Source organism: Clostridium sp. C2-6-12 (genome assembly GCF_009928485.1).
Taxonomy (GTDB): domain Bacteria; phylum Bacillota; class Clostridia; order Clostridiales; family Clostridiaceae; genus Clostridium.
Genome location: NZ_JAABNP010000037.1, coordinates 32674 through 57735, shown reverse-complemented (window position 1 = coordinate 57735; position 25062 = coordinate 32674). Strand labels below are relative to the sequence as shown.

Here is a 25062-nt window from a genome sequence, read left to right as displayed (position 1 = left end):
TAATTTTAACAATGGAGGCTTGCATTTTCTATGCGTTAATTTTTTTACGCTTACTTTTAATCTTATTAACTACCTTCATCAAATCTTCATAATTCTCCTAAATGTTTCTTTAAAAATAGTTTTTATAATAAGTAACATAGAAATTTAAAAAATATAAAGGAGGTAAAAATATAAATGGTTGTAAAAATTCCAAAATATAATAATGAAATAACTTTTTATGCAATAGCTTAAGTATTGGAGGCGGAAATTATAGAAAATTATTATTTGTAGTAAATACTATTAATACTAAAGATTCAAAATAGCTTTGAACAATAATATATAATATAATGTTACAGTAAATCAGTATAATTTAGAATAAATAGTGATTAATGGTTAAGATGGGAGTTGTAATTCATGGAGAAAAATACAGTGTTAGTAGTAGATGATGAAAAGGACATAAGGGAATTAATTGAAATTTATTATAAAAAAAGCTAGCTTTTATAAATTAAGCTAGTTTTTGCATATATTTTTATAATTTATTTTCATATGGCTATGCATATATTTCAAACAATATTACCATAAATATTTTTAAGATAAAAACTTATGCATTTTTTTTGACTAAATAAAAAGTTATAGCAAAAGTAGTACCTTCAGCTTTAGAGCTTTTAACAGCTATCTTACCATTATGTGAATCTACAATTGTCTTTCCAATAGCAAGTCCTAAACCGTAACCGTCTTTTTTTCTTGCCCTTGATTCATCAATTCGATAAAAGCGTTCAAAAATATATGGGATTTTTTCTTTTGGAATAGGTTCACCTTCATTATTAATTGATAGTGTAGCTTTATCTTGATTTTTAGTTAAAATTACTTTTATAGTACCGTTTTCCTTTGAATATTTTATTGCATTATCAATAAGGATACATACTAATTGCTTTAATCTATTATCATCTCCATTTATATAAAGGTCTGGAGTTATTTCACTTTCAATTAACTTTTCCTCCTCAAAAGCAACTGATTCAAAAGGAAGAACACAGTTCCAAATAATATCACTAAAATTTACTTTAGAAAATGTAAGAGCATTTCTGTTAGCATCAGATTTTGCTAAGAATAAAAGATCATTAACCAAAGTAGTCATTCTTTCTCCTTCAGCTTTAATGTAATTAATCCATTTAACTTGATTAGATATAGTATCATCTTTATGTGATAAAATAATATCAGTATTAGCCAATATAACGGTTAGTGGAGTTTTCAATTCATGGGAAGCATCTGCTACAAATTGTCTTTGCTGTTCCCATGATTTTTTTATAGGCTTAACTGCCCAATTTGCTAAATATAAGCTAACAAGAAAAAAGGCAGTTAAACTTCCAAATCCAACTAATATAAAGGTTTTTAATAAAGAATTTAAAGTGTTTATTTCTAAACTTCTATCAGTAAAAGCAATTTTCATACCCTTTTCATTCGGATATTTTAGAAATCGGAAGTTTTCATTTTGAATTATTCCTTTTAAATTTTTATTTGCTAAAGCAGAATTTACTAAGTTATTTAAGGTCACAGTATCGGATTTATCTATATTGTTATAATATACGTTAGTTATATTATTGTTTTTATCTAATTGAACTGCAAAAGAAATAATTTGTGGTTGTGGTGGGGGAGAAGCAATATTTTGTTCTCCGATATTAATTTGTTTCTTAAATATTTCATTTTCCTGCTCAATGGTTTTTTGAAGCATATCATTACTTTCTCTTACAAGCCTATTGCTGGTAGAAATGTACACAGCTCCAAAAGTAAAAATAAGAATAATACTAATTAATATCATGTTAATAAAGACGAACTTCTTTTTTAATTTATTAATCATTTTATATTATCTCCTAAATGATATCCAATTTTTCTAACTGTTTCTATTGTGACAGTTGAACCTAAAAAGAAAAACTTCTTTCTTAAAAATGAAATATATACTTCTACATTATTATCTTCAGCATTAGAATCAGAACCCCAAACCTTTAATATCAAATCTTCTTTAGTGACAATACTAGTTGGATTAGACATTAATAATCTTAAGATTTCAAATTCCTTTAAACCTAAGCGTATTGATTTGCTATTACAAAAAAGTGTATTTGCAGATTGATTTAAAATTAAATCACCAAATTTAAGTTCATTTGAAACTATTTCACCTTGTCTTCTTGATAAAGCTCTAACTCTTGCAAGCAATTCTTCAGGTGAAAAAGGTTTTGTTAAATAATCATCTGCACCGCAATCAAGTCCAGTTACCTTATCAGCAATTTCATCTTTTGCAGTTAATAATATCACAGGTGTTTTTTCATTATTTTCACGCATTTTACGAACTATATCAAAACCATTCATTTTAGGAAGCATCACATCTAATATAATAACATCATAAATGCCACTCATTGCATAATCATATCCTGCTTCACCATCATTAACTATATCAGCAATATATTTATTTTGTGTCATTATTTGGCCTAAGGCTTCGGCTAATCTAATTTCATCATCAACTATAAGTATTCTCATATGGTTTTACCTCATTTCTTGTATATAAATTAACTCGTGGGTTAGTTTTTATTCATGAGATTTTGTGTAATTAATAATGAATGATTTAGGAGGATATTCTTAAAGAATATTTTTAAATTTATTTCAGAAAAACTTGTAGGATTTTCTTACTTAATCATTCACCATTCATTATTCATTTTTTATCATTATATATGTATTTTAATTTTAGCACAGTTTCCTTAAATTAACCTGAAATGTTTCTTTAAGACTAATTTAAGGTTTGTGTATTACAATACAGACATGAACAAAACAAATAAAAATTAGAAATAAGAGCTACAAGTTCTTCAGGGACATTGATTTAAGATTGTATCAATGTTGATAAAAATATTATAGGAAGAGGGAATTAATATGATAAGAAAAAAATATAACAAGATTATAGCAGTTTTAGTTGCAACTTTTGTAATAGGAAGTACTTTTGTTGGATGTACAAATAAGGCTGCAAGTGCTGAGGTGGCTACGACTGTATCAGCAGAACAAAGTAAAAGTACTACAATACTTGGAAAAGTAAAAGGAATTGATGGAAGCAAAATAACTATTTCTTTAGGTGAGGAAGTTACTATAACAAATTCAAATACATCAAATGGGCAAGGACAGAATTCTGCTCCGCCAGAGAAGCCATCAGGAGAAGGAAATACTCAAAACAGCAATTCAGCACCACCTGAAAAACCAGCTGGAGATCAATCAGGAAATGGTCAAGGCACTGGAGATAATAGCGAAACACCTACAGAAATGCCAGAAGGCGGTGGAGCACCAGGAATGGGAAATTCAAGTACAACAACTTTTAAAACAAATGGAGAAGAAAAGATTATTGAAATTAAAAATGAAGGTATTATTTCAGTTACAAAAGGTAGTAAAACTATAGCAGGTACTTTAGTTGATATAACTATAGGTGAAATTTTAAGTGTAGATTATGATAGTACTGGAAATGTTTCAGGGGTTACAGTAAAGTCTAATAATACTACATACACTGGAGGAGCTCAAACTGGTAAGCTTACATTAAAAGGAGCATATTCAGCAAATGGCGAAACTAAAACTTCTACAAATGAAAAAATCACAGCAAATGCAGCGGATCAAAATGGAGTATTAGCAGCTAATAGCGGAAATATAAAGATTTCAGGAGCAACTATTAATAAATCAGGAGATACAACTTCTGAAGATGAATGTAACTTCTATGGAGTAAATAGTGGAGTTGTTGCAGCAGGGACTAGCAATATTACAATCACTGACAGTACAATTAACACAGATTCAGAAGGTTCAAATGGAATTTTTGCAACTGGTGATGCTTCTATAATAAATGTTTCAAATGTAACTATTAATACAACCCAAAATTCTTCAAGAGGATTAGATGCAACTTATAATGGAACCATAATAGCTAAAAATACAAAGGTAAACACTCAAGGAACACATTGTGCAGGGCTTGCGACGGACAGAGGTGAAGGAACTGTGCATTTAACAGATGGAACGGTTAAAACGACAGGAACAGATTCACCAGCAATTTATTCAACAGGAAATATTACAGCAAAGGATTCAACACTTACTGCTACAGGTTCAGAAGCAGCAGTTGTTGAAGGAAAGAATTCAATTACATTAAATAATTGTACAATTTCTGGAGATAAGAAAAATGGCGTTATGCTTTATCAAAGTATGTCAGGTGATTCAGGTGTTGGAACTAGTTACTTTAACATGACAGGTGGAACTCTTACATCAGTAGAAGGTGCGCTATTCTTTATTACAAATACTGATTCTGAAATTAATTTAAAGGGAGCTACCTTAAAAAATAGTTCAGGAGTATTATTAAATGCAGCAGCTACTTCAAGATGGGGAAATCAAGGTTCAAATGGTGGAAATGTTACGTTAAATGCCGACAGTCAAACAATTGAAGGTGCAATAACTTGTGATAATATTAGTACAATAACCTTAAACTTAAAAAATAACTCTTCATTAACAAGCACAATTAATAATGGAAAAGCTGCAAAATCTATTACAGTAGCATTAGATAAGACATCTACTTGGACAGTGACAGGAACTTCATATATAACTGTGTTGACTGATGAAGATGCAGCTTTATCAAATATTAAAGATAATGGAAATACAATTTATTATGATGCATCTAATACTGCTAACAGCTGGTTAGGTGGAAAGACTATTACATTAAGCGGTGGCGGAATATTAAAACCTCTTCAATAAATACTTTTTAAAATAGTAGGTGGAATTCAAAGCTATAAAACATAGTGAATTCCACCTGATACAAATTATTAAATAACTTTATTTTTAGTAATATCATTATGAGCATCTACTAAATTACCATAATTTTTTTCATTAGTCATTTTTATTCTAGTAGCTTCTTTTTGAGTTGCTATCCATTTTAAGGTTGAAAAATAATCTTCATTTGAAATTAAACCACACTCATATAATTTATTAATAGAGTCTGATAAATCATTAAGTTCAAAGGATGTAACATTACCTCCATATTCAGATAATATTCTAGGCACATTTATTGTATCATCAGCTCTTATAAATTGGTCAGGATTGCCTAAAATATCTATATCAAAAATTTTATCTAATTTATCTATTGCATCCAAAGCCTCGCTTCTTTGATTTTTGGGTAAATTATCAATTATTGGTGCATTTATTTTTTTACCATTTTCTAAATCCTTTTTAATATCAAAATAGGATTTACTAACCTCCTTGAGTGTTTCTGAAAAGCTTATACCATTGCTATTATTTACTTTTTGAGCAGATAAGCTATAGTCTGTATTATTTTTATTATCTATTTTGAGTTCCACTTATTAACAACTCCTTCATTATTTTAATATAAAATCTTTATCCTCATTAGTTTTAAATATTGTATCAAAAGCTTTTTTCTTGTTTTCTTCATTGGCAACTTTTACTTGTCCAATTTTTTGTTTTGTAGCAATCCATTTAAGAGTAGCAAAGTAATTTTCATCATTAACTAAGCCATTTTCATATAATTTATTAACATGTCTGACTAGATCTCCAAAACTTGAAGGTGATATTTCGTCGCCATAATCATGTAATAGTCCTTGAAAATCTATTGTTAAATCGTCTTTTATATATTTACCATTTTGACCTAAAATATCTATGCCAAACATTTTATTTAATTCTTTTATTGAAAATAAAACATCATCTTTATTTTTTTTAGGCAATTTATCTATTTTAGCTTTAATAGCTAATGTCTTATTTTGTGGATCAGTTACATCGTTAATTTCTCCTACAGTTTTTTTGTCATTTGAACTACTCATAACCTTATCAAGAAGTGAACTAAAGGAGTTCGCTTTGTTGTTTTCAAATATTTTTTTCCCAGTAGAGTCATAGTTTTGAGTATTTATTTGCCTTGTCTTAATTTCCATTTTAACTCCTTCTTTCAATAAGTTGAATTATATTACAATTCAATTATCGTAATATATTTACATTACTTTACATAATTTAAGAATATATGTATTTGTTAAAAGGTATATGATAAGATGTTAATTAGTGGTATTATTAAAATGATAATTTATATTAGATAGGAGAATAGAAATGAGGTTTTTACCATTTATAAACGGCAAGGAATTCTTGTTTTTGTATATTATGTTTGCAGCAATAGCATTAATATATATCTTGTCAAAACTCAATAATTATGATGATAAAAATTATATAATTGCACCCTTGGATGAAGATAAATATTATGTTTTGAAAAATGAATATAATTTAAAAGATATGTTTTATTATTTTACTTATAAGCTCTATGCCAGGGGAGTATTGATTAAAGATGAAGAAGATAAATGTTTTTATGTAAATAAAGATGTTCAAATATATTTATCAGATGTAGAGCAGCAGGTTTATAACTTATATTTAGAAAAATTTGCGCCAAAAGATTTTAAAGAAAGTATGGTAGTGGAAAGTTATTTTAAATTGTACTATGAAAATATTAGTAGTGATTTAAAAACAGACGGATTGCTAACTAACTCTGAAATAATCAAAAATAAAAAGAAATTTGCTAATTTAAGTTTAATAATTATATTGATTCCAGGTATATGGAGATTTGTTGGCGGAATTGCAAGTGGTATGCCAGTAAATGTTCTGTTCATGGAAATCGTCATAATTATTATTTTAGCTAAAATATTTTTTGCTCAACCAATTAATCAAAGATTAACTTGTAAAGGCAGAGCATCTATGAATTCTTTTGAAAAGCACTACGAATCTATGAAAAATGAAACTAAAGAAAGTGATGATTATAATTACAATTATTTAATGTATGGCTTTTTGCTTGGTAGTACTTGGGAGTATTTTTTGGGAGTGGAAACTTTAAGGCAAAGTGCTGCTGTATCCAATAATGATTTTGATATTTACAACAGTTCTTGTTCATCTTGTTCATCAGATTCATCAAATACATCAGATTCTTCGGGAGGTTCATCGTGTTCATCCTGCTCCTCAGATTCATCAAGTGGTTCATCTTGCTCTTCTTGTTCTTCATGTGGCGGCTGTGGTGGAGGAGATTAATTTTGAAAAAATTAATTATGCAATGGCATATTACGAATAGGTGCAACAAAAGGTGCAGTCATTGTTACCAAGGGGATTATAATGGAAAAGAATTTACTATAAACAACTTGAAAGAAGTAGTAGCTCAATATTTAGAACTTTTACATGAATATAATATGATGAATAATCTAAATACTAAGGGACAAATAAATATAACTGGAGGAGAACCTTTTATAAGGGAAGATATATGGGAGCTATTGGATGTTTTTAAAGAATATAATAAGCATTTTGATTTTGGAGTTTTGACTAATGGCTCTCTTTTAAATGAAGAGGTAGTAAAAAGACTAAAGTATTATAAGCCAAGAATTGTACAAGTAAGCTTAGATGGAAGTAAAGAAACACATGATAAAATAAGAGGCAAAAATTCTTATAATGAAGTTGTAAAAGCTTTAAAATTACTAAAAAAATATAATATATATTCATTAGTTTCTTTTACAGCAAATGATAAAAATTATAAAGAGTTTAGTAAGGTGGTAAGGATTGCAAAGAAATATAAAGCTTCAAAGGTTTGGACAGATAGAATGGTTCCAATTGGTGCTGGAAATACTGGTGAAGTTAAAACTTTAAGCAAAGATCAAGTAGTAGAATATATAAATATAATTCGTAAAGAACAAAACAACTTATTTAATATATTTTCAAAAACTAAAATATCAGGAGAAAGAAGTCTTCAATTTTTAAACGGGGTAAGTCATTCTTACAAATGCAGCGCAGGGGATGGCCTTATTATTTTGCTTGAAAATGGAGATGTAATGCCATGTAGAAGATTACCTATTATAGCTGGAAATATAAAAGGATCTTCTTTAAAAGACATATATCTTAATTCGGAAGTATTTAAAAATATTAGAAAAATTAAAGAAATCCCAAAGGGTTGCAGTGGGTGCAAATTTTTAGGAATATGTAATGGTGGAGCAAAATGTATAGCTTATGGTGTCTATGGTGATTATAGTAATGGTGATTATGGGTGCATTTTAAAAAGTGAAGATAAATAAATTTTAAGGTTAAGAAGCAAATAGCTTAGCCTTATTTTTTACTATAAATAGCTAATAAGGCATATTTGAAAGCTAGATAAAATGGATAGATATAAAATAATTGAATTATCTGACTGAAAATTTATACTAACGAGGATATTAAATTTAAGTTTATTTTAAGTTTAAAAATAGAAATATCTAGTATAATATCCTAAAAGGAGGCTTGAATTATGATAAATATAAGCAATGTAACTAAAAGTTACAATGGAACTTACAAAGCAGTAGACAATTTAAATTTAGAAATTAAAGATGGAGAAATTTATGGATTATTAGGTCCAAATGGTGCAGGAAAAACCACAACCATAAAAATGATAACTGGAATAATTGCACCAACTAATGGAACAATAGAAATTAATAATATTGATATAAGTAAAGAATCTGTAAAAGCTAAGGAGCAGTTTGGATATGTTCCAGATAGTCCAGATATGTTTTTAAGGTTAACTGGAATAGAATATTTGAATTTTATGGCAGATGTTTATGGTGTATCCAAAGAAGATAGAATGGAAAGAATAGAGGATTTATCAAAAAGATTTGAAATGGGAGCAGCAATAGGTGATAAAATCCAATCCTATTCCCATGGTATGAGACAAAAAATAGTTTTAATGGGTGTTTTGGTACATAATCCTAAGGTTTGGATCTTAGATGAGCCCATGACAGGTTTAGACCCAAAATCAGCTTTTAGTTTAAAAGAAATGATGAGAGAGCATGCGGATGCAGGAAATACTGTGATTTTTTCAACTCATGTACTTGAAGTAGCAGAAAAGGTATGTGATAAAGTAGCTATAATTAACAAGGGGCAATTAATATTTAATGGAACTTTAAGAGATATGCATACTCAATTTAAGGAAAATGAATCATTAGAAGAAATGTTTTTGGAGATGACTGAAAATGAGTAGGCTTAAAATAATCACAAAGTATTTTATTAGAAATGCTATTGATGAAATGTTTTCTGGCAGTAAGATGAAGCCTGGTTTATTAATAGCATTAATGTTATTCACAGTAAGTATGATATCTCTTCCAATAACTTTTATGATAGTAGGTGCGTATGGCTCATTTCATGCTGCTAATCAGGAAGGAATTTTATTGTCATTAATACTATCACTTGGTTCTACCATTACATTTTTCTTTGGCATATATACAATAATGAATGTATTTTATTTTTCTGAGGATATTGAAGTAATACTACCTCTTCCTTTTAAAAGCAGCGAAATTGTATTTGGTAAATTTGCTGCAGCATTGATTAATATGTATATATACACAGGAATGTTAGTATTACCACTTATAGCTTATGGTGTACAATCTAGAGCAAGTATTATGTATTATTTATATGGAATAATTGCACTTGTAGTAACTCCAATTATTCCAATGATATATGCATCACTTATTTGTATGGTGCTTATGAGATTTACTAATTTATCAAAGCATAAGGATGCTTTTAAAATGGTATCAGGATGCTTATCATTAATATTAATTGTTGGTTTTAATTATTTTAATTCAAACATGGGCAAAAGTATGGATTCAGGAGATATAATTCAAAAGATGTCTGAGGGAAATAACAGTCTTTTGAGTGTAATGAACAGTATTTTTATAACTGATAAATTAACAGCTTTTGGCTTATTATATAATAATAATTTTAATGGTTTGTTATTTATAATTCTATCGTTACTAGTAGGAATCACAGCATTTCTTATATATTATTTTGTTGGTGGCAAATTATATATGAAAGGTATCATAGGAATTTCTGAAGCCTATAGCAAGAGAGAAAATATTTTAGAAAATGGTAAAGCTGATAGGTTAACAAAAAAGAATTCACCAATAAAAGCTTTAGTTATTAGGGATATAAGGATAATATTTAGGACACCTCAATTTTTTATTAATTGTGTAGCAATGCTCCTTTATATGCCTGCAATACTTGGTATGGGCATATTTTCAAACGGACAGATAAATCATATTAGAAGCTTATTAAGCTCTAAAGGTACAAGTATTTATGGAATTGCTATAGTTGCAGCTTTTGTAGCAGGGACAGTTTGTGTAATTGGAGGAGGAGCAGGAACAACTGCACTTTCAAGAGAAGGAAGGGACTTTTTGGTATCAAAATATATTCCGGTTCATTATAAGACTCAATTATATTCAAAAATTATTTCCTCCCTATGTATTAATCAAATAGGAACTATAATAGTTGCAATAATTTTAATTTTATTAGGAGCAAGCCCAATATTGTTTCTTTTAGGAGTAATTTCCTCATTTGCAGGAATATTCTTTGTAACTATGTTTGGTATGTATATAGATTATAGGTCACCTAAATTAAATTGGGAAACTGAAAAAGCAATGTTTAAAAATAACTATATGCCGCTTTTAATAATGCTTACTATTTTTATACAAGGAGTTTTGCTTGTAATATTAGCGTTGATCATTAAAAATTATTTCATAATATTTTTAATAACTATTACATTAGTAAGCTTAGGCAGCTTTGCTTTTTATAAAGGATTAGTAAAACATGCTCGTAGAGTATATAGTGAATTGTATTAGACTAATATAAGACATATTTATATTCGTAACTAGACAAGAAGTAAAAACGTGGATGATAATATTAATCCACGTTTTTATGCTATAAAGAATAGGAAAATACATTTTAAGTTTAATTTAAGATTAAATTAATTGTAAATAAATATATAAAATGTATAATAAATTAGAATTAACAAATAAAAAGTAAAGGGGATATTTAAGTGGGGAGAATAAAAAAGAATGGCTTAATTGCTAGTGCATTAGTATGCTCATTATTAATGTCACAAGGAATTACTGTAAAGGCTGCAGAAGCTACTTCTGCTGGCTCAAGTACTGTAAGATTACAAGATGATTTTTATCGTGCTGTAAATAATGATTGGATGAGCTCTGCTAAAATTGAAACAGGCCAAATGACAAATTCATCAGTTACAGAAGTGGACAAGACGCTAACTGAACAAAAGAAGCAAATTATAAAAGATTTACTTCAAAATGAAAATAGTTATTCAGCTAATAGTGATGAAAAGAAGATTATTAATCTTTATAAAAATACTTTAAACATGGATGCTAGAAATAAACAAGGTATTGAACCATTAAAAAAAGTAATTGAGCAAGTAAGAAATATTAAATCCTTAAAGGAAATTTCAAGTATAGGTTATGATTCAGAAATAGATAACACATTAACTCCATTTAGTATAAGTGTTGATTTAAAGGATGCAAATAAAAATGCATTATATATTAATCCAACAGTTTTAAGCTTTGGTGATCCAGATGACTATGTTAAGCCTAATGAAAATAGTACAAGAATGAAAAATTTAGGAATAAATTATTATACAACTATTTTAACCTTAAGTGGGTATTCAAATGAACAAGCTAAAGTTAAAATAGATAATTTATTAAAGTTTGAAAATATGATAGCACCTTCAATAAAAGGTAAAGAAGCAAAATCAAAAAGTAATAATGCTATTGATGAGCAATATAATGTTTATACCATAGCTCAACTTGAAGCTTTAGCACCAAATTTAGATTTTAAAACTATGCTAAAGAACAATAAAGTAGATAATGCTAATAAGATAATTGTAACAGATCCAAATTGGTTAAAAGCTTTAAATGAAATATATAAAGAAGAAAATTTACCAATAATAAAGGATTATCTTGAAATCATGAATATTAATATGTCAGCTGGCACTTTAGGTGAAAGCTTTGAAAAAGCAGCAACAGAATTTAAAAATCAGCTATTAGGTTCACAAGGAGAGCTTCCTAGAGATGAAAAAGCAATTAATATGGTAGATGCTGCTTTAGGTGAATGCTTTGGTAAAATTTATATTCAAAAATATTTTGCAGAATCAACTAAAACAAATGTTAAGAATATAACTGCTGAAATAATTAAAACATATGAAAAAAGAATTAATAGCATAGATTGGATGAGTGATACTACTAAAAAGAAGGCTGTTGATAAGTTAAATAAGATCAATATTCAAATTGGATATCCAGATAAATGGGAAGATTATTCTAAGTTGCAAATAAGATCATATGAAGAAGGTGGATCTTTATGGGAAAATATTAAAAGTCTTTCTAAGTTTGCACAGGATAAAGCTATAGATAAATTAAATAAACCTGTAGATAAGACAAAATTTATATGCTCACCACAAACAATAAATGCATTTTACAATGCAACAACTAACTCAGTAACAGTTCCAGCAGGCATTCTGCAAGGTGCATTTTATGATCCTAATGCCAGCAAAGAAAAGAATTTAGGATCTATTGGAACTATTATAGGTCATGAAATAAGCCATGCCTTTGATAATACAGGTGCTAAATTCGATGCAGATGGTAACTTAAATAACTGGTGGACAGCAGAAGACTATAAGAAATTTGAAGAGAAAACAAATAAATTTAGAAATTTTTATAGTCAAGTAAAACTAGATGATGGTAAAAATGTTGATGGTAATCTTACTGTTGGAGAAAATGTAGCAGATGTAGGCGGAATGTCTTGTGCTTTAGATATATTAAAACAAACACAAAACCCTGATTATAAGGCTTTCTTTGAAGGTTACGCTTCAATGTGGCGTGAAGTATCTACAAAGCAATATGATGAGTATATTTTACAATACAATACTCATTCACCTAACAAAGTAAGAGTTAACACAGTATTATCACAATTTGATCAATTCTATGATACTTATGGAATTAAAGATAATGATAAGATGTTTGTTAAACCAGAAGAAAGATTAAAACTTTGGTAAAATAAGACAATGAAAAAGTAAAGAGCATATAAATAATTTTCATTTAATAAAATTATTTATATGCTCGCTGCTTTATGTAATTTATTTAATAGAGTTTGTAGATAAATTTAATCTATAAGTACCGTATTCCATAATACTATCTAGTAAATAATTTATTTCTTCCATATTAGAACATGTGACTTTAAGCAAGTAACAACCATCACCACTAATTCTATGGGCTTCGTCTATGATTGAAGTTGACTTAATAAATTTTATTAATTGTTCATGTTTAGTTGTTTTCATAAAAATAGTAATATAAGCAGTAATACTTTTTCCAAGGAGAGCATTATTAGTTGAAATAGTGTATTGAGTTATAAGACCTAAATCCTGAAGTCGAATAATTCTATTAGATATAGCTTGAGGCGTTAAATGAACCTTTTCACCTATAACTTTAAGTGGTGTTTTTGCATTGTTTTTTAGCATATCTATAATTTTTAAATCTAATTCATCAAACATATAGTAAAAAATCCTTTCATTTGTAAAGTGAAATTGAGGAAACACTTTCACATTTCCACTGAAAATTAAGTTACTATTATTATAACAGATGTAGACAAAGTCATATAGACAATAAAAATAAAGGTGGAATAAATATGAAAAGAGCATTACTTGTTATTGATGTACAAAATGAATATTTTACTGGAAAATTAAAAGTAACTTATCCAGATTCAACTATTAGTTTAACAAATATTATTAAGACTATGGATTATGCAAAGGAAAATAATATGCCAATTATAATAGTTCAGCATACATCTCTTTCTGGAGAAACTTTTGTAAAAGGCACAAAGGAATGGGAAATACATTCAGACATTTTAATGAAACCTTATGATTATATTATTGAAAAAAACAAACCTAGTAGCTTTCATGGAACTGATTTAGAAGAAATATTAAAAAAAGAAAATGTAGAGGGGGTAGTCATTACAGGATATATGACTCAAATGTGCTGTGATACTACAGCAAGAGAAGCCTTTCATAAAGATTATACTGTTGAGTTTTTATCTGATGCTACAGGAACTATAGATGTGAAAAACTATGTTGGAACAATAAGCAGTAAAGATCTTCATCATGGAACACTTATGGCACAAAGCTTAAGGTTCAGTAAGGTATTAAGTACTAATGAATGGATAAATAATTTATAATAATTTTAAAGTGTAAATTAAATCATTTTTACACTAATACTTCTAGCAAAATAGAGATGCATAAATTATAATAACATAAGAAATCAAATTATATAAAAAAGTTCAGGGGGATAAATAACATGAGTAATACAGCATTATTGGTTGTGGATGTTCAAGAAGCATTAGTTGCTGAAAATCCATATAATAAAGAATTTACAATTAACAATATTGAAAAATTAATAAATAACTGCAGAAATAATAATATGGAAGTAATTTATGTACAGCATGATGGTGGAAAGGGAGATGAACTTGAAGCAGGAACAAGTGGCTGGCAAGTATATAATCAGATTTCTCCCAAAGCTGGTGAAAAAATTGTAGCTAAAAAGTTTAACAGTTCCTTTAAAAATACAGAATTAAAAGATTACTTAAATGAGAGTGATATAGATACACTTATTTTAGTTGGTATGCAGACAGAATATTGTTTAGATACTACTTGTAAGGTTGCTTTTGAACATGGATTCAAATTGATTATTCCAGAAGGAACAAATACGACCTTTGATAATGACTATATGACTGGAAAAGAAATATATGAATATTATAATTTTAAAATATGGAAAAATAGATTTGCTAAATTAGAAAAATTTGAAGTGGTTATGGATTTGATAAGTAGCTATAAATAATAATATTTGATGATGGTTACAAATTCAGTGTTTTATACATTTTAATAATAAGATTATATAAATGGTTTTAAGAAAGTTTATATTTTTCCATATATAAAAGTGGTTATGGATTTAATAAACTAATAATAGTAAGAAAAAATTGGTTAATGCAATCAAAAATAGAGTAGTTCTTAAAATTTAGTTGTTAATTTTAAGAACTACTCTTTAAATTATTTCAGGTAATTATATTTAAAGTTATTTGACTGGAATTTGGATTTCTGTTAAATAATCTTTTGGGTTTGTTTCATTCCAAGGTCCTTTAATAGGCAATTGACGAGCAGTACCAGCAATGGTATATCCGTTTTCTTCAATCCATTTTCCAAGAAAATTATAAGCTGAAGCAAGTGTTTCATATTCACCAGGAACTAAAATACTAGCAGCTTTTTCAATAGGTTCACTTTCTTTAAAGGTAAAACCATCAGCATCATTCAATAATTTTTCAACTACCATTACAACTTCAACATCAACTGGTCCTTCAGTGTAGCCTTCATCATGATAGGTAGCATAACAAATATTGCTGCAAGAAATTCTTTTTTCCTCCATATATCTACCTAATCTATCCCAAAGCATTCCTTCAGCATTGTATGCTGGTATTGTATCTCTTAAAGAAATAATTTTATATGAGGGTACTGATTTTATAGAAACATTATAATTCATATTGATTCTCTCCTTTTTTAAATTCTTAATTGCATTGTTAATTTTTCTAAGTTTTTCTTTTTCAGCCTTAATTGTATTTTCTATTTCAACTTCTTTTTGTTTTAATAGAGCTTTTAAGTTTTCATCAGATTGTTCCTTTAAAGCAATTGCTATATCAGAAACATTAAAGCCCATATCACGAAGTGAAACTATAAGATTAAGGGTTGAAATTTGTTTTGCTGAATAATACCTATATCCAGTAAAACTATCAATTTCAGCAGGCTTAAAAAGTCCAACTTCATCATAGTATCTAAGCATACGAATAGATACTAAAGTTAATTTTGAGAAATCTCCGATTTTAAACATAAAATTCATCTCCTAAAAAAATATCATTGCAATGACAAATTAAGAATAATACCTCACACCATGTGAGAGTCAATAGCTTTTTATATTTCATCATAACCTGAGTTATTACATTGAAAAATTTACAGTTCTTTTATATATTAACATTAAAAAATTTTAATTTATATACAATTACAAAAAATGAATGGAAAAAGTAGAAATAGTCAAGAATAAGTATTATAATGTATACAGTTAAAATGAAATAGTAATTGTTTAATAAAATATTTATATTTATTCAAATGTTATGCAAATTAATAATTGCATGGAAATTGCTGTTATGATTTATTTGTGTAGAGTATTTAAAGATAGATTATATGGAGGAAAGATGCTTGAAACAATATTAGTTACGTTTTTGTTTGCCAAAATCAAGAAACATAAAATAAAACCATTATTTAAGACATGGACAATTTATCCAGTAATTATATTTGAAGTAATATATTTAATTGGACAGGCTATGATTTTCTCTGGGAATTATGAAGTTATTCAATTTATGCAAAAATTGAAAACTTTTTATTTGTGTGCATATTTATTTCTAGTATTTGAATATGACTTGTATATTAATTCAATAATTGGAGCTGCTTTTGTGATACTTGGTGGTATATTAAATGATATTGCAATAAAGGCTAATGGAGGCTATATGCCTGTATATCCCACATTATCTTATTTAACAGGCTATGTTAAACCAGATGCATTTCATATAGTAAACGATATTCACATATTAGGAGATTCACAAACGAAGCTAAAAATATTAACTGATTTTATTGATTTGGGTTATAGCATTTTAAGTATTGGAGATGTTTTAATTAGAGTGTTTGTATTTATAATATTATATAATTCTATAAAGAAAATTAGTTTATTAGCAGCAAAGGAGGAAATGACATGTTAAAGTTGACAGCGATTGAATTTATATTAAGAGCTATACCAGAAGGATTTGTATTTATATTTGCATGTTATGCATTATCTGAAAATAGAGTAAATATGAAGAGATATGTTGCATCAAGTTTATTATTTGCAATATCTGTATATCTAATAAGGTCATTACCAATAAATTATGGTGTTCATACAATACTAAGTATTATAATTGAAACTATAATTATAATTAGTATTTGTAAAATAAATATTGTTTTGGCAGTAAAGTCATCAATAATAGCAACTATTTGTTTATTTGTTATTGAGTTATTTAATATGCTGGTATTAAAGATAATTTTTAAAGAGCAGCTAGATGCAATAATGGTAAATCCAGCAATAAGAACAATATATGGGATGCCATCATTATTAATATTTGCAATTATAACATTGAGTTATTATTTAAGAAAAAAGGATAGGCTTAAAAATGTTTAGAATAGAAAGTGTATGTAAAAAAATTTCTGATGATATTGCAAAGGAGTTAAATTTAGATGAGGATAAGAAATCCGTAATATACTATGGATTATTTGCAACTACTCAAATTGGAATATGTATATTATTAGTTATAATCTTTGGTGCTATTTTAAATATAACTATAGAAGCTCTTATTGTTTCATTTACTATAAGCATCTTAAGAAAAAGTTCTGGAGGAATACATGCATCGTCTCCAAGAAAATGTGCAATTATTAGTACAATCATAAGTATTGGTATGGGGCTAATATGTAAAAAACTATATATTAATATTAGTTTTACTATTTTAATTGGTGTTTTAATATTTGTATGGTCATACCTTACTGTATATAAAGTTGCACCTGTTGATAGCCTAGCTAAGCCAATTAAGAGTGATAAAAAGAGGAATAGATTAAAAAGGAATTCCATAGTCATTTTGAGTATTTATTTAATTATTATATTCTTAGATTTATTATACTTTTATTATAAGAAGAATCTAAGCGCCTTATCTTATTCATATTGTATTTATATGGGAATATTATGGCAAGTTTTTTCTTTAACTAAGTGTGCAGGTGTATTAATGGAGAAATTAGATAAATACTTTAAATAATAATCATATAAGGAGGGAAGATTAATGAAAAAAAGAATTTTTATGAGTATTGCTACAATTGCAACACTTATTGCTTCAGTTTTTGCAACATCAGCATGCGTTTGGTGCGTTTACCAACCTGAAGAGCCAAAATGCTTAAGAGATGAATAGTTTATAAAATGAGACCATTATATGGTCTCGTTGTAATTATTGTGAGGGAAAACGTATGGAAAATGTAAGACAAGATAAACAGAAACAAATAAATGATATAGTTTCTGTTGTAAAATTATCATCATTATTGTTTATAGGTATAATTTTATGTAAAGATTTCGTAAAAGATGCTAATTTAGTTGTAGTAAAATCTAGAGTTCAATATGAATACGCTTTTTTATTTGTTCCACTAATGATATTGATTTTAGTATATTTTGTTTGGAGTTTTTCAACAAAAAATAGAATTAGAAATTTATACGGGCATATATTTGATGTTATTGAAATTATAGTATTTACTGCAATATTTACGGCTATTATATTTTTATTTGGGGCAAATCAAAGTCAATATAAATTTATGTATTTATTTATTATAATAACAACAACGATTAAATCGGGAATGAAACAAGGGATTATTGTTTCTGTAATGTCATCAATTATAATTTTAGTTATGGATATTATTATGGCTCCTAATTTAATAATAAATACTTATTTTGAAAATGACTTGATTTTAGCAGGAATATTTATATTAACTGCATGGCCTCTTGGCTTTTATGTAAAGGTAGAAGGTCAGCATATAGTTATGTTGGAGAATTTAGTTAATATTGATGGACTTACCGAACTATATAATCATAGATATTTTTATGATTCATTAATTGAGAAAGTTAAAATTGGAGAAATGAATAATAAGCCTGTTTCAATGATTTTTATAGATATAGATTATTTTAAACTATATAATGATACCTTTGGGCATCAAAAAGGTGATTATGTATTAAAAAAATTTGGAGAATTAATCAAAGAAGATTCAAGAAAGGAAGATATTGCTGCAAGATATGGCGGAGAAGAATTTGCAATAATATTACCTGATACTAATGAGGAAACTGCTATTAATTTAGCAGAGAAGCTTAGAAGAAAAATTGAAATTACTCATTTTGAAGGTGAAGAAAATCAGCCTAATGGCAAAATAACTGCATCAATAGGGGTATCTGTTTTCCCGGATAAAGCTAAAAATGAAATTGAATTAATTAAAAGTGCTGATGATGCGTTATATAGAGCAAAATTTTTTAATAAAAACAGGGTTGAAGCATATAAATCTATTTTAGATAAAATTGAAAATAACATCGAAGAAAAAGATGTTGAACTTGTTGCATCAATTAAGACTTTAATTAGCGTAATAAATGCAAAAGATAGATATACCTATGGTCATGTTGAAAGAGTTGTTATTTATAGTAAGATTTTAGCAGAGAAGCTTGGATTGAATGAAAAAGATAAAGAAATTTTAACTTATGGTGCATACATACATGACATTGGTAAAATTAATATCAGCAAAGAAATTTTAATGAAAAAAATGAATCTTACAAATGAAGAATGGGGAGAACTTAAGCAGCATCCAGCTAACGGAGTTGAAATAATAAAATCAGTGAAATCCTTACAGGAAGTTATTCCATTGATCATTAGCCACCATGAAAGATATGATGGAAATGGATATCCTAATGGGCTGAAGGGCGAAGAAATACCATATCTTGCAAGAATACTTACAGTTGTGGACAGTTTTGATGCTATGACTTCAAATAGGCCTTATAATAATAGAAAGACTTATGAAGAGGGTGTCAAAGAAATACTAAAGTGTAGTGGAACTCAATTTGATCCAGACATAGCAAAAGCTTTCGCTGAGGTAGTTACAAGTAATGATGGAATATCCTTCATAGAAAATATAAATACTAATTATTAATAATGTTTTAAATTAAAAATAGTACTCTAGTGAACTTTTCTAAATTTACTAGGGTACTTTTTATTTAGAGATATAGTAAGTTTAAGTTGAACTTACAGTGAAATTCAACATAGTAATTTTAAGAATTTATTTTATTCCAAAATTCCTTAGTAAAATTACTATCTATTTTAAAGTAAATTTTAGGGTATCCATAATATACATATCCACTTTTTAATATAGTGAAAGTTATATTTTTTGTTCCATCTTTTAAATCAAAAGAAAGTTCTTTACACTCATTATCATTTCTATAATCGCCTAAAGAGTCTTCTATATTTTCAGGAAGATAAGGAGTTCCTTTTTCTATTTCATTAAGTAAATCATTTATCAAATTAATATTGTCTATTTTATGATAAATGTTAGTTCCATTATTCCAATCACTATATGATTCAAATTTTGCAATTGATATATTATCCTTAAGATTAAGCTTTGATAAAATGTCATTTCCATTTGAAATTGTAATACCATTCAAGCATTCATATATATCAGCCGTATTTGTTCCATCCTCGCTTTTGTAATTAGTCATAAGTCTAAAACCTTCATCATAACCATTAACGGTATAGACATCAGTTATTCCTATATTAGAAGCTAAGTCAATAGAATTGTTCTTTTCAGAATTCCATTCATCTATGGAGTTTTGTGTTGTTCCAAGTTTTTTGCCTAATATATTTTTAACATCTTTAGAATCTAAATTTACATTTGAATGAAGATAAATATTGCCTTTATATATTATTAGGGGCATCATTTTTTTAGCTGCATAAGTAACAGTTTTAGGCAGCTCATATTTAGGTATATTTATTGAACTTATAGAAGCAGTTTCATCTAAATTAATATTTTCTTTAATACTTCTAGTTAAAGGAGGAGCATCCTTATGAGTTTCTGGGTAATTAGCTATTGTTGCTAAGTCAGAGGAACTAGCTTTAGCATTTTCCAGTGCAGCTTCATCTGTTTTTAATGTTGTATCGGTTTTAGCTATTTTTTTATCTGAATCTGTAATTGATTTGTTATCATTAATATTTTCTTTTATAGTTGTAGAGGAATTTTTGCTTTCTACAGTGTTATTTATGATTGCTTCACCCTTAACATATGATTTAGAGCTCCTTTCATTTTCTAAATCACCATTATTATTTTTAAGGACAGCATCTATATTTTTATATGAAGGTTCAGTTTTGGATTCTTCATATTTGTCATTATTTTCAGAGCTGTTTATAGCTATATGATCCTTTCCAGTAGCAGGTTCTGTTTGTGGCTCATATGCAATAATTTCTGAGGTTTCACTTTCTTTTTGAACTCCAATAAGCGCTAATTTAGAACCAACTATTCCTATAAGCACGCAAAAAATAGCTGTAGCAGCTATGTATTGTTTGTAATATATTTTTATATAACTTAAAGACTCTCTTTTATTATTGGATGGATTAAGAACTTTTGAGTTACTAATATTATCGTTGATAGAATGTTTTTGTTCCATGGATACTGCTTGTAATTCTTTAAATAGCTTGTCTTTAAATTCATCACTTGCTTTTATATTTGAAAAAGAATTCTTAATTGTATTCATATTCAAAATCCTCCTTAAGTATAGTTTTTAGTTTTTGCCTGGCCCGACTAAGTTGTGAACCAACAGTAGCTTCTTTTAAGTTTAAAATATTTGATATTTCTGCAATGCTATAGCCTTCATAATAATATAGCAAAACTATACTTCTATATTTTAAAGGTAAATTTAAGACTGCTTGTATTACATAATTATCTTCTGGTGTAATTTCTATAAAATCATCCTCTAGTGAAGTGGTGTTTTTATAATATGAAGATTTAAGCCTGTCCTTACATAAATTAATAGAACACCTTATTAACCAGGCTTTTTCATGGTTTTCTGTTTCAAAGCTTGGCTTCTTCTCAAGAATTTTAATAAATACTTCTTGAGTAATATCTTCAGCATCACTTAGATTTTTCATATATGAATATGTTATTCTGATAAGCATATCAGAGTATGTTTCTATAAGATAATGAATATAGTTTTCGGTACCGTAAATTTCATTCATTAAATTAACCTCCTTTACAATATGAATACGACCCAATAGGTTAATATTTTGCATAAAGTAAGAAATTTTTTATTTATAGGTAAAATTATGATTATTACCATTATTAATGACAATATTTCTATAAATAATAAGTACTAGATCAAAATTAAATCTCTTATTTTAGAATATCATAAAAAATAACCTTGAACAAAAACATAAAGAATATTAAAATCTAAACTGTAAATGTGATACAATACATTAATTGAATTAAACAAAAGGAGGAATACATATATGTTTAAAAGAGGAGATTTTCACCTTCACTCAAATTATTCAGATGGTAAATATGGAATTAAAGAACTTTTGGATTTATATAAAAAAGAAAACTACGATATAATAGCTTTAACTGATCATGATACATTAGAAGGCTGCATGGAAGCCATTGAATATGGAAAACAAATAGGTTTAAAGGTAGTAACTGGAATTGAAATATCTACAAAGCATAATGGAGAAGATGTTCACATATTAGGATATTTTAAAGATGAAGATTGCAACAGAAAAGAAATGATTGAATTTTCTAAGAATAAAGAGCAGGATAGAATTAATAGATGTAAAGCAATTGTAAGCAGATTAAAAGAATATTTTAATATAGAAATTGATGGTGATGAATTGCTTTCAAAAGTAAAAGGAATGATAGGCAGACTTCATATTGCAAAGGAAATTATTAATGCAGGTTATGAAACTAGTGTTCAAGCTGTTTTTAATAAATATTTAGGAAATGACAGTCCTGCATATATTCCAAGTTCAATTCTTTCTGTACAGGAAGGTATTGATTTGCTTAAAAATAATAATGCAGTAGCAGTTATGGCTCATCCAATTTTAATTAAGAAAACAAAGATAGAAGATTTATTAAATGACTATGAATTTGATGGTATTGAAGCTATTTATGGGTTAAATTCACAAGAAGATACTGATAAATATATTAAGCTTTCCAAGGAAAAGAATTTATTAATTACTGGAGGATCAGACTTTCATGATTTCGATACAGCTGGTCATTCAAATATAGGAGATATAGCTTTAGATAGTGAAAATATAGAAAAACTTCTTAAGCTTATTCAAAGTAAATAAAAAGCACAAAACACAATAAAAGCCACAAATCCCAACTTATGTAAAATTTATATAATATATTTTTATGATCTAATAATACTATTTAAGATCATTCCTAAAACAACAAGTAATATACCAATTAAGCCAATGAATGTAGGAATTTTATCGTGAAATAAAAATACTCCACCAAGTAAAGTGAATATTACTTCACCAGCTTGGGTAGACTCTATAACTGCTAATTTATGTGGGTCTTTATTAACTATATCAGTTGCTTTGAAAAATAATATTGTAGCAATAATCCCAGCAAAATTAGCAACTATAAAGGATTGAACTGCTTGTCCGTAACTAGGTAAACCAACTTTAAATAATCCATAGATTGATATAATTATCCAAAAGGGCATACTACAAAGGGTCATTCCAAATACTCTTTCTATGGTAGTAAAGCTGTTACCACATAATTCTATCATTTTACGATTACCAAGAGGATAGGAAAATGCAGCTATGATAACAGGAATAATACCTAAAAGCACTCTATAATCCTGTATTCTTCTAAACTCCTCAAACTGCATAAAAAATATACCTATTAAAATTATCGATGACATGAGCAGAGATTTTTTAGGGATTTTATTTCGTGTTTTAATAGGCCCATTTTCAGTTTCTATAGTGCTGTAAAAAAATGGAGACATAATTGCTCCACAAACTATGGTGATTTGCCAAGTTCCAGCAACCAGCCAAGAAGCACCATATGCTGAGGCATAGCAAAGAGGAGCATAAAATAGCCCAAAACCTACAGTACTCCAGAGAATCCATTGTAGAGGCTTTTTTATTATGTTTTTTAAAACATAGGACAATTTATTTTGAATTGTCACAATAACAAGTAATATAGGCAGCATGAAAATATATCTAAGTGATGAACTCCAAAGCCAGCTGCCACCTGAAAAATTCATTTGTTGATTAATTATAAAAGTAAAGGCAAAAAACAGAGATGCTGTTATTCCTAGCATAAGTGCTTTTATCATTTTAAAGCTCCTTTCATATAATATCTGTGCGTTATATTATAAAAATATATGTTATATTATACAAAAGCAGTTTTACATAATCAAGAAAATATTATAATATATTAAGAGCGATCAAAAAAATCCTATAATAATAAAGGAGTTATATATGGAAAATTTAAATTTAATTATAGGTAATAAATTAAGAGAAATACGTACTAAGCGAAATTTAAGTTTAGATGAAGTGACTAAATTAACTGGTGTAAGTAAGGCCATGTTAGGTCAAATAGAGAGAGGGCAGTCAAATCCAACAGTTTCAACTCTTTGGAAAATAGCAACTGGGTTAAAGGTATCTTTTTCATTGTTTGTTGAGGATAATCAAGATGACTTACAAGTAATATGTCAAAATGATATTGCTCCAATAATCGAAGATAACAACAAAATGAGATTATATTCAATATTTCCATTTGATGCTAATAAAGGATTTGAAATATTTACTATAGATTTAGAAGAAAATTGCAATCATATATCGTCTCCTCATAATGAAGGTGTTGAAGAATATATAATTGTTACTGAAGGTGAAATTGAAATAAGTATTGATGACAAGAAATTTATATTAAAAAAGGGAAATTCAATAAGATTTATGGCCAACAAACCACATGGATACAAAAATATAAATAATGGTGTTTCCGTATTTCAAAATATAATACTATATTTGAAATAAAAGGCTAAAAGCTTTTAGAATTTCATTATGACACAGGCAGTTTGATTTAGTACTGCCTGTTTTTTTATTTTTCATTTTAATGATTATAATTTATGTACATTAATTGCCATAGGGCCTTTCTTACCATCTTCTACATCAAAGGTTACACTTTCGTTTTCGTGCAAATCTTTATCTGGGCCTTTTTCTTGAACTTGTGAATGATGTACAAAAACGTCATTACCATTATTACAAGAAATAAATCCATAACCACGTTCATTATCAAACCATTTAACTATACCTGTTGTTTTTGCCATATAAGAGCCTCCTATTAACTAGTTTAAATATAGTATTAATAAAATAACAATTTTTATGCATAAGAGTAACAGTCACTAATTAAAGTGTGATAAAGTCACAGAATATATTAGCTAAAACTATTAAACTAAAATTAAGATAATTTATTGAATCAAAAACAAAATTTCTATAACTACATTAGTTAAGAAAATGTCAATTAAATGATTGTTAATAGGTAAATAAAATATAAGAAGGAGA

25 protein-coding genes are annotated in these 25062 nt (G+C 27.5%); 15 read left to right on the top strand and 10 right to left on the bottom strand.

Annotated features, from left to right (window positions below; genetic code table 11):
- Positions 1-580: 580 nt before the first annotated feature.
- Together GXK56_RS22985 and GXK56_RS22980 are read right to left on the bottom strand one after the other, a co-directional pair.
- Positions 581-1834, bottom strand: a complete 1254-nt coding sequence (locus GXK56_RS22985) for a HAMP domain-containing sensor histidine kinase (protein WP_160691830.1) — start codon at positions 1832-1834, stop codon at positions 581-583.
- On the bottom strand, positions 1831-2508 hold the full coding sequence (locus GXK56_RS22980; protein WP_160691828.1) for a response regulator transcription factor: 678 nt from the start codon (positions 2506-2508) through the stop codon (positions 1831-1833). The genes GXK56_RS22985 and GXK56_RS22980 overlap by 4 nt, the downstream gene beginning before the upstream one ends.
- A gap of 387 nt (positions 2509-2895) precedes the next feature.
- Between GXK56_RS22980 and GXK56_RS22975 the strand changes: the two genes are divergently transcribed.
- A complete protein-coding gene (locus GXK56_RS22975) occupies positions 2896-4734 on the top strand; it encodes a hypothetical protein (RefSeq protein ID WP_160691826.1) in 1839 nt (612 codons plus the stop codon).
- A 68-nt stretch (positions 4735-4802) separates the two neighbouring features.
- Here the strand turns inward: GXK56_RS22975 and GXK56_RS22970 are convergent, their stop codons facing one another.
- The gene (locus GXK56_RS22970) at positions 4803-5333 is read right to left on the bottom strand and encodes a hypothetical protein (RefSeq protein WP_160691824.1); all 531 of its coding nucleotides are present in this window, start codon (positions 5331-5333) and stop codon (positions 4803-4805) included.
- Positions 5334-5351: 18 nt separating this feature from the next.
- The gene (locus tag GXK56_RS22965) at positions 5352-5918 is read right to left on the bottom strand and encodes a hypothetical protein (RefSeq protein WP_160691822.1); all 567 of its coding nucleotides are present in this window, start codon (positions 5916-5918) and stop codon (positions 5352-5354) included.
- A 169-nt stretch (positions 5919-6087) separates the two neighbouring features.
- On the opposite strand from GXK56_RS22965, the gene GXK56_RS22960 reads away from it, so the two are divergent.
- The 5 genes from GXK56_RS22960 to GXK56_RS22940 all read left to right on the top strand — a co-directional run bounded on the left by GXK56_RS22960 (position 6088) and on the right by GXK56_RS22940 (position 12865).
- A complete protein-coding gene (locus tag GXK56_RS22960; RefSeq protein ID WP_160691820.1) occupies positions 6088-7050 on the top strand; it encodes a hypothetical protein in 963 nt (320 codons plus the stop codon).
- A gap of 2 nt (positions 7051-7052) precedes the next feature.
- Positions 7053-8078, top strand: coding sequence for a radical SAM protein (locus tag GXK56_RS22955; protein ID WP_160691818.1), 1026 nt, complete (start codon positions 7053-7055; stop codon positions 8076-8078).
- A 209-nt stretch (positions 8079-8287) separates the two neighbouring features.
- A complete protein-coding gene (locus tag GXK56_RS22950; RefSeq protein WP_160691816.1) occupies positions 8288-9013 on the top strand; it encodes an ABC transporter ATP-binding protein in 726 nt (241 codons plus the stop codon).
- Positions 9006-10646, top strand: coding sequence for a hypothetical protein (locus GXK56_RS22945; RefSeq protein WP_160691814.1), 1641 nt, complete (start codon positions 9006-9008; stop codon positions 10644-10646). Before GXK56_RS22950 ends, GXK56_RS22945 begins: the two co-directional genes overlap by 8 nt.
- Positions 10647-10843: 197 nt before the next feature.
- Positions 10844-12865 (top strand): M13 family metallopeptidase, encoded by a 2022-nt coding sequence (locus tag GXK56_RS22940; RefSeq protein ID WP_202127932.1) that lies wholly within the window; start codon positions 10844-10846, stop codon positions 12863-12865.
- A gap of 81 nt (positions 12866-12946) precedes the next feature.
- On the opposite strand, the gene GXK56_RS22935 is transcribed toward GXK56_RS22940, so the two are convergent.
- The gene (locus tag GXK56_RS22935; protein ID WP_160691812.1) at positions 12947-13360 is read right to left on the bottom strand and encodes an Lrp/AsnC family transcriptional regulator; all 414 of its coding nucleotides are present in this window, start codon (positions 13358-13360) and stop codon (positions 12947-12949) included.
- Positions 13361-13494: 134 nt separating this feature from the next.
- Here GXK56_RS22935 and GXK56_RS22930 point away from each other — a divergent pair, with 134 nt between their 5' ends.
- Both GXK56_RS22930 and GXK56_RS22925 read left to right on the top strand, forming a co-directional pair.
- Positions 13495-14040 (top strand): cysteine hydrolase family protein, encoded by a 546-nt coding sequence (locus GXK56_RS22930; RefSeq protein WP_160691810.1) that lies wholly within the window; start codon positions 13495-13497, stop codon positions 14038-14040.
- Positions 14041-14159: 119 nt separating this feature from the next.
- On the top strand, positions 14160-14699 hold the full coding sequence (locus GXK56_RS22925) for a cysteine hydrolase family protein (protein WP_160691808.1): 540 nt from the start codon (positions 14160-14162) through the stop codon (positions 14697-14699).
- 234 nt (positions 14700-14933) lie between these two features.
- Here the strand turns inward: GXK56_RS22925 and GXK56_RS22920 are convergent, their stop codons facing one another.
- On the bottom strand, positions 14934-15740 hold the full coding sequence (locus GXK56_RS22920) for a MerR family transcriptional regulator (protein ID WP_160691806.1): 807 nt from the start codon (positions 15738-15740) through the stop codon (positions 14934-14936).
- A 361-nt stretch (positions 15741-16101) separates the two neighbouring features.
- Here GXK56_RS22920 and GXK56_RS22915 point away from each other — a divergent pair, with 361 nt between their 5' ends.
- The 5 genes from GXK56_RS22915 to GXK56_RS22895 are packed head-to-tail and all read left to right on the top strand — an operon-like array spanning position 16102 to position 19660.
- Entirely contained in the window at positions 16102-16662 is a 561-nt protein-coding gene (locus tag GXK56_RS22915) for a DUF5317 family protein (RefSeq protein ID WP_160691834.1), read from the top strand.
- Positions 16656-17117 (top strand): hypothetical protein, encoded by a 462-nt coding sequence (locus GXK56_RS22910; protein WP_160691804.1) that lies wholly within the window; start codon positions 16656-16658, stop codon positions 17115-17117. The genes GXK56_RS22915 and GXK56_RS22910 overlap by 7 nt, the downstream gene beginning before the upstream one ends.
- Positions 17110-17742 (top strand): accessory gene regulator B family protein, encoded by a 633-nt coding sequence (locus tag GXK56_RS22905; protein ID WP_160691802.1) that lies wholly within the window; start codon positions 17110-17112, stop codon positions 17740-17742. The genes GXK56_RS22910 and GXK56_RS22905 overlap by 8 nt, the downstream gene beginning before the upstream one ends.
- Positions 17743-17766: 24 nt before the next feature.
- Entirely contained in the window at positions 17767-17892 is a 126-nt protein-coding gene (locus GXK56_RS22900) for a cyclic lactone autoinducer peptide (RefSeq protein ID WP_160691800.1), read from the top strand.
- Positions 17893-17947: 55 nt separating this feature from the next.
- Positions 17948-19660: a diguanylate cyclase gene (locus GXK56_RS22895; RefSeq protein ID WP_160691798.1), complete on the top strand. Its 1713-nt coding sequence runs from the start codon at positions 17948-17950 to the stop codon at positions 19658-19660.
- A gap of 118 nt (positions 19661-19778) precedes the next feature.
- Here GXK56_RS22895 and GXK56_RS22890 read toward each other — a convergent pair whose 3' ends face one another.
- Positions 19779-21251 carry a hypothetical protein gene (locus GXK56_RS22890; protein ID WP_160691796.1) on the bottom strand — a complete coding sequence of 491 codons (1473 nt, stop codon included), beginning with the start codon at positions 21249-21251 and terminating at the stop codon, positions 19779-19781.
- Positions 21238-21732: a sigma-70 family RNA polymerase sigma factor gene (locus GXK56_RS22885; RefSeq protein ID WP_160691794.1), complete on the bottom strand. Its 495-nt coding sequence runs from the start codon at positions 21730-21732 to the stop codon at positions 21238-21240. The genes GXK56_RS22890 and GXK56_RS22885 overlap by 14 nt, the downstream gene beginning before the upstream one ends.
- Before the next feature lie 270 nt (positions 21733-22002).
- Here GXK56_RS22885 and GXK56_RS22880 point away from each other — a divergent pair, with 270 nt between their 5' ends.
- Positions 22003-22836: a PHP domain-containing protein gene (locus GXK56_RS22880; RefSeq protein ID WP_160691792.1), complete on the top strand. Its 834-nt coding sequence runs from the start codon at positions 22003-22005 to the stop codon at positions 22834-22836.
- A gap of 62 nt (positions 22837-22898) precedes the next feature.
- Here the strand turns inward: GXK56_RS22880 and GXK56_RS22875 are convergent, their stop codons facing one another.
- Positions 22899-23834 carry a multidrug resistance efflux transporter family protein gene (locus tag GXK56_RS22875; protein WP_160691790.1) on the bottom strand — a complete coding sequence of 312 codons (936 nt, stop codon included), beginning with the start codon at positions 23832-23834 and terminating at the stop codon, positions 22899-22901.
- Between the two features lie 145 nt (positions 23835-23979).
- Here GXK56_RS22875 and GXK56_RS22870 point away from each other — a divergent pair, with 145 nt between their 5' ends.
- On the top strand, positions 23980-24534 hold the full coding sequence (locus GXK56_RS22870) for an XRE family transcriptional regulator (protein WP_160691788.1): 555 nt from the start codon (positions 23980-23982) through the stop codon (positions 24532-24534).
- Between the two features lie 83 nt (positions 24535-24617).
- Here the strand turns inward: GXK56_RS22870 and GXK56_RS22865 are convergent, their stop codons facing one another.
- Entirely contained in the window at positions 24618-24827 is a 210-nt protein-coding gene (locus GXK56_RS22865) for a cold-shock protein (protein ID WP_160691786.1), read from the bottom strand.
- Between the last annotated feature and the right edge of the window lie 235 nt (positions 24828-25062).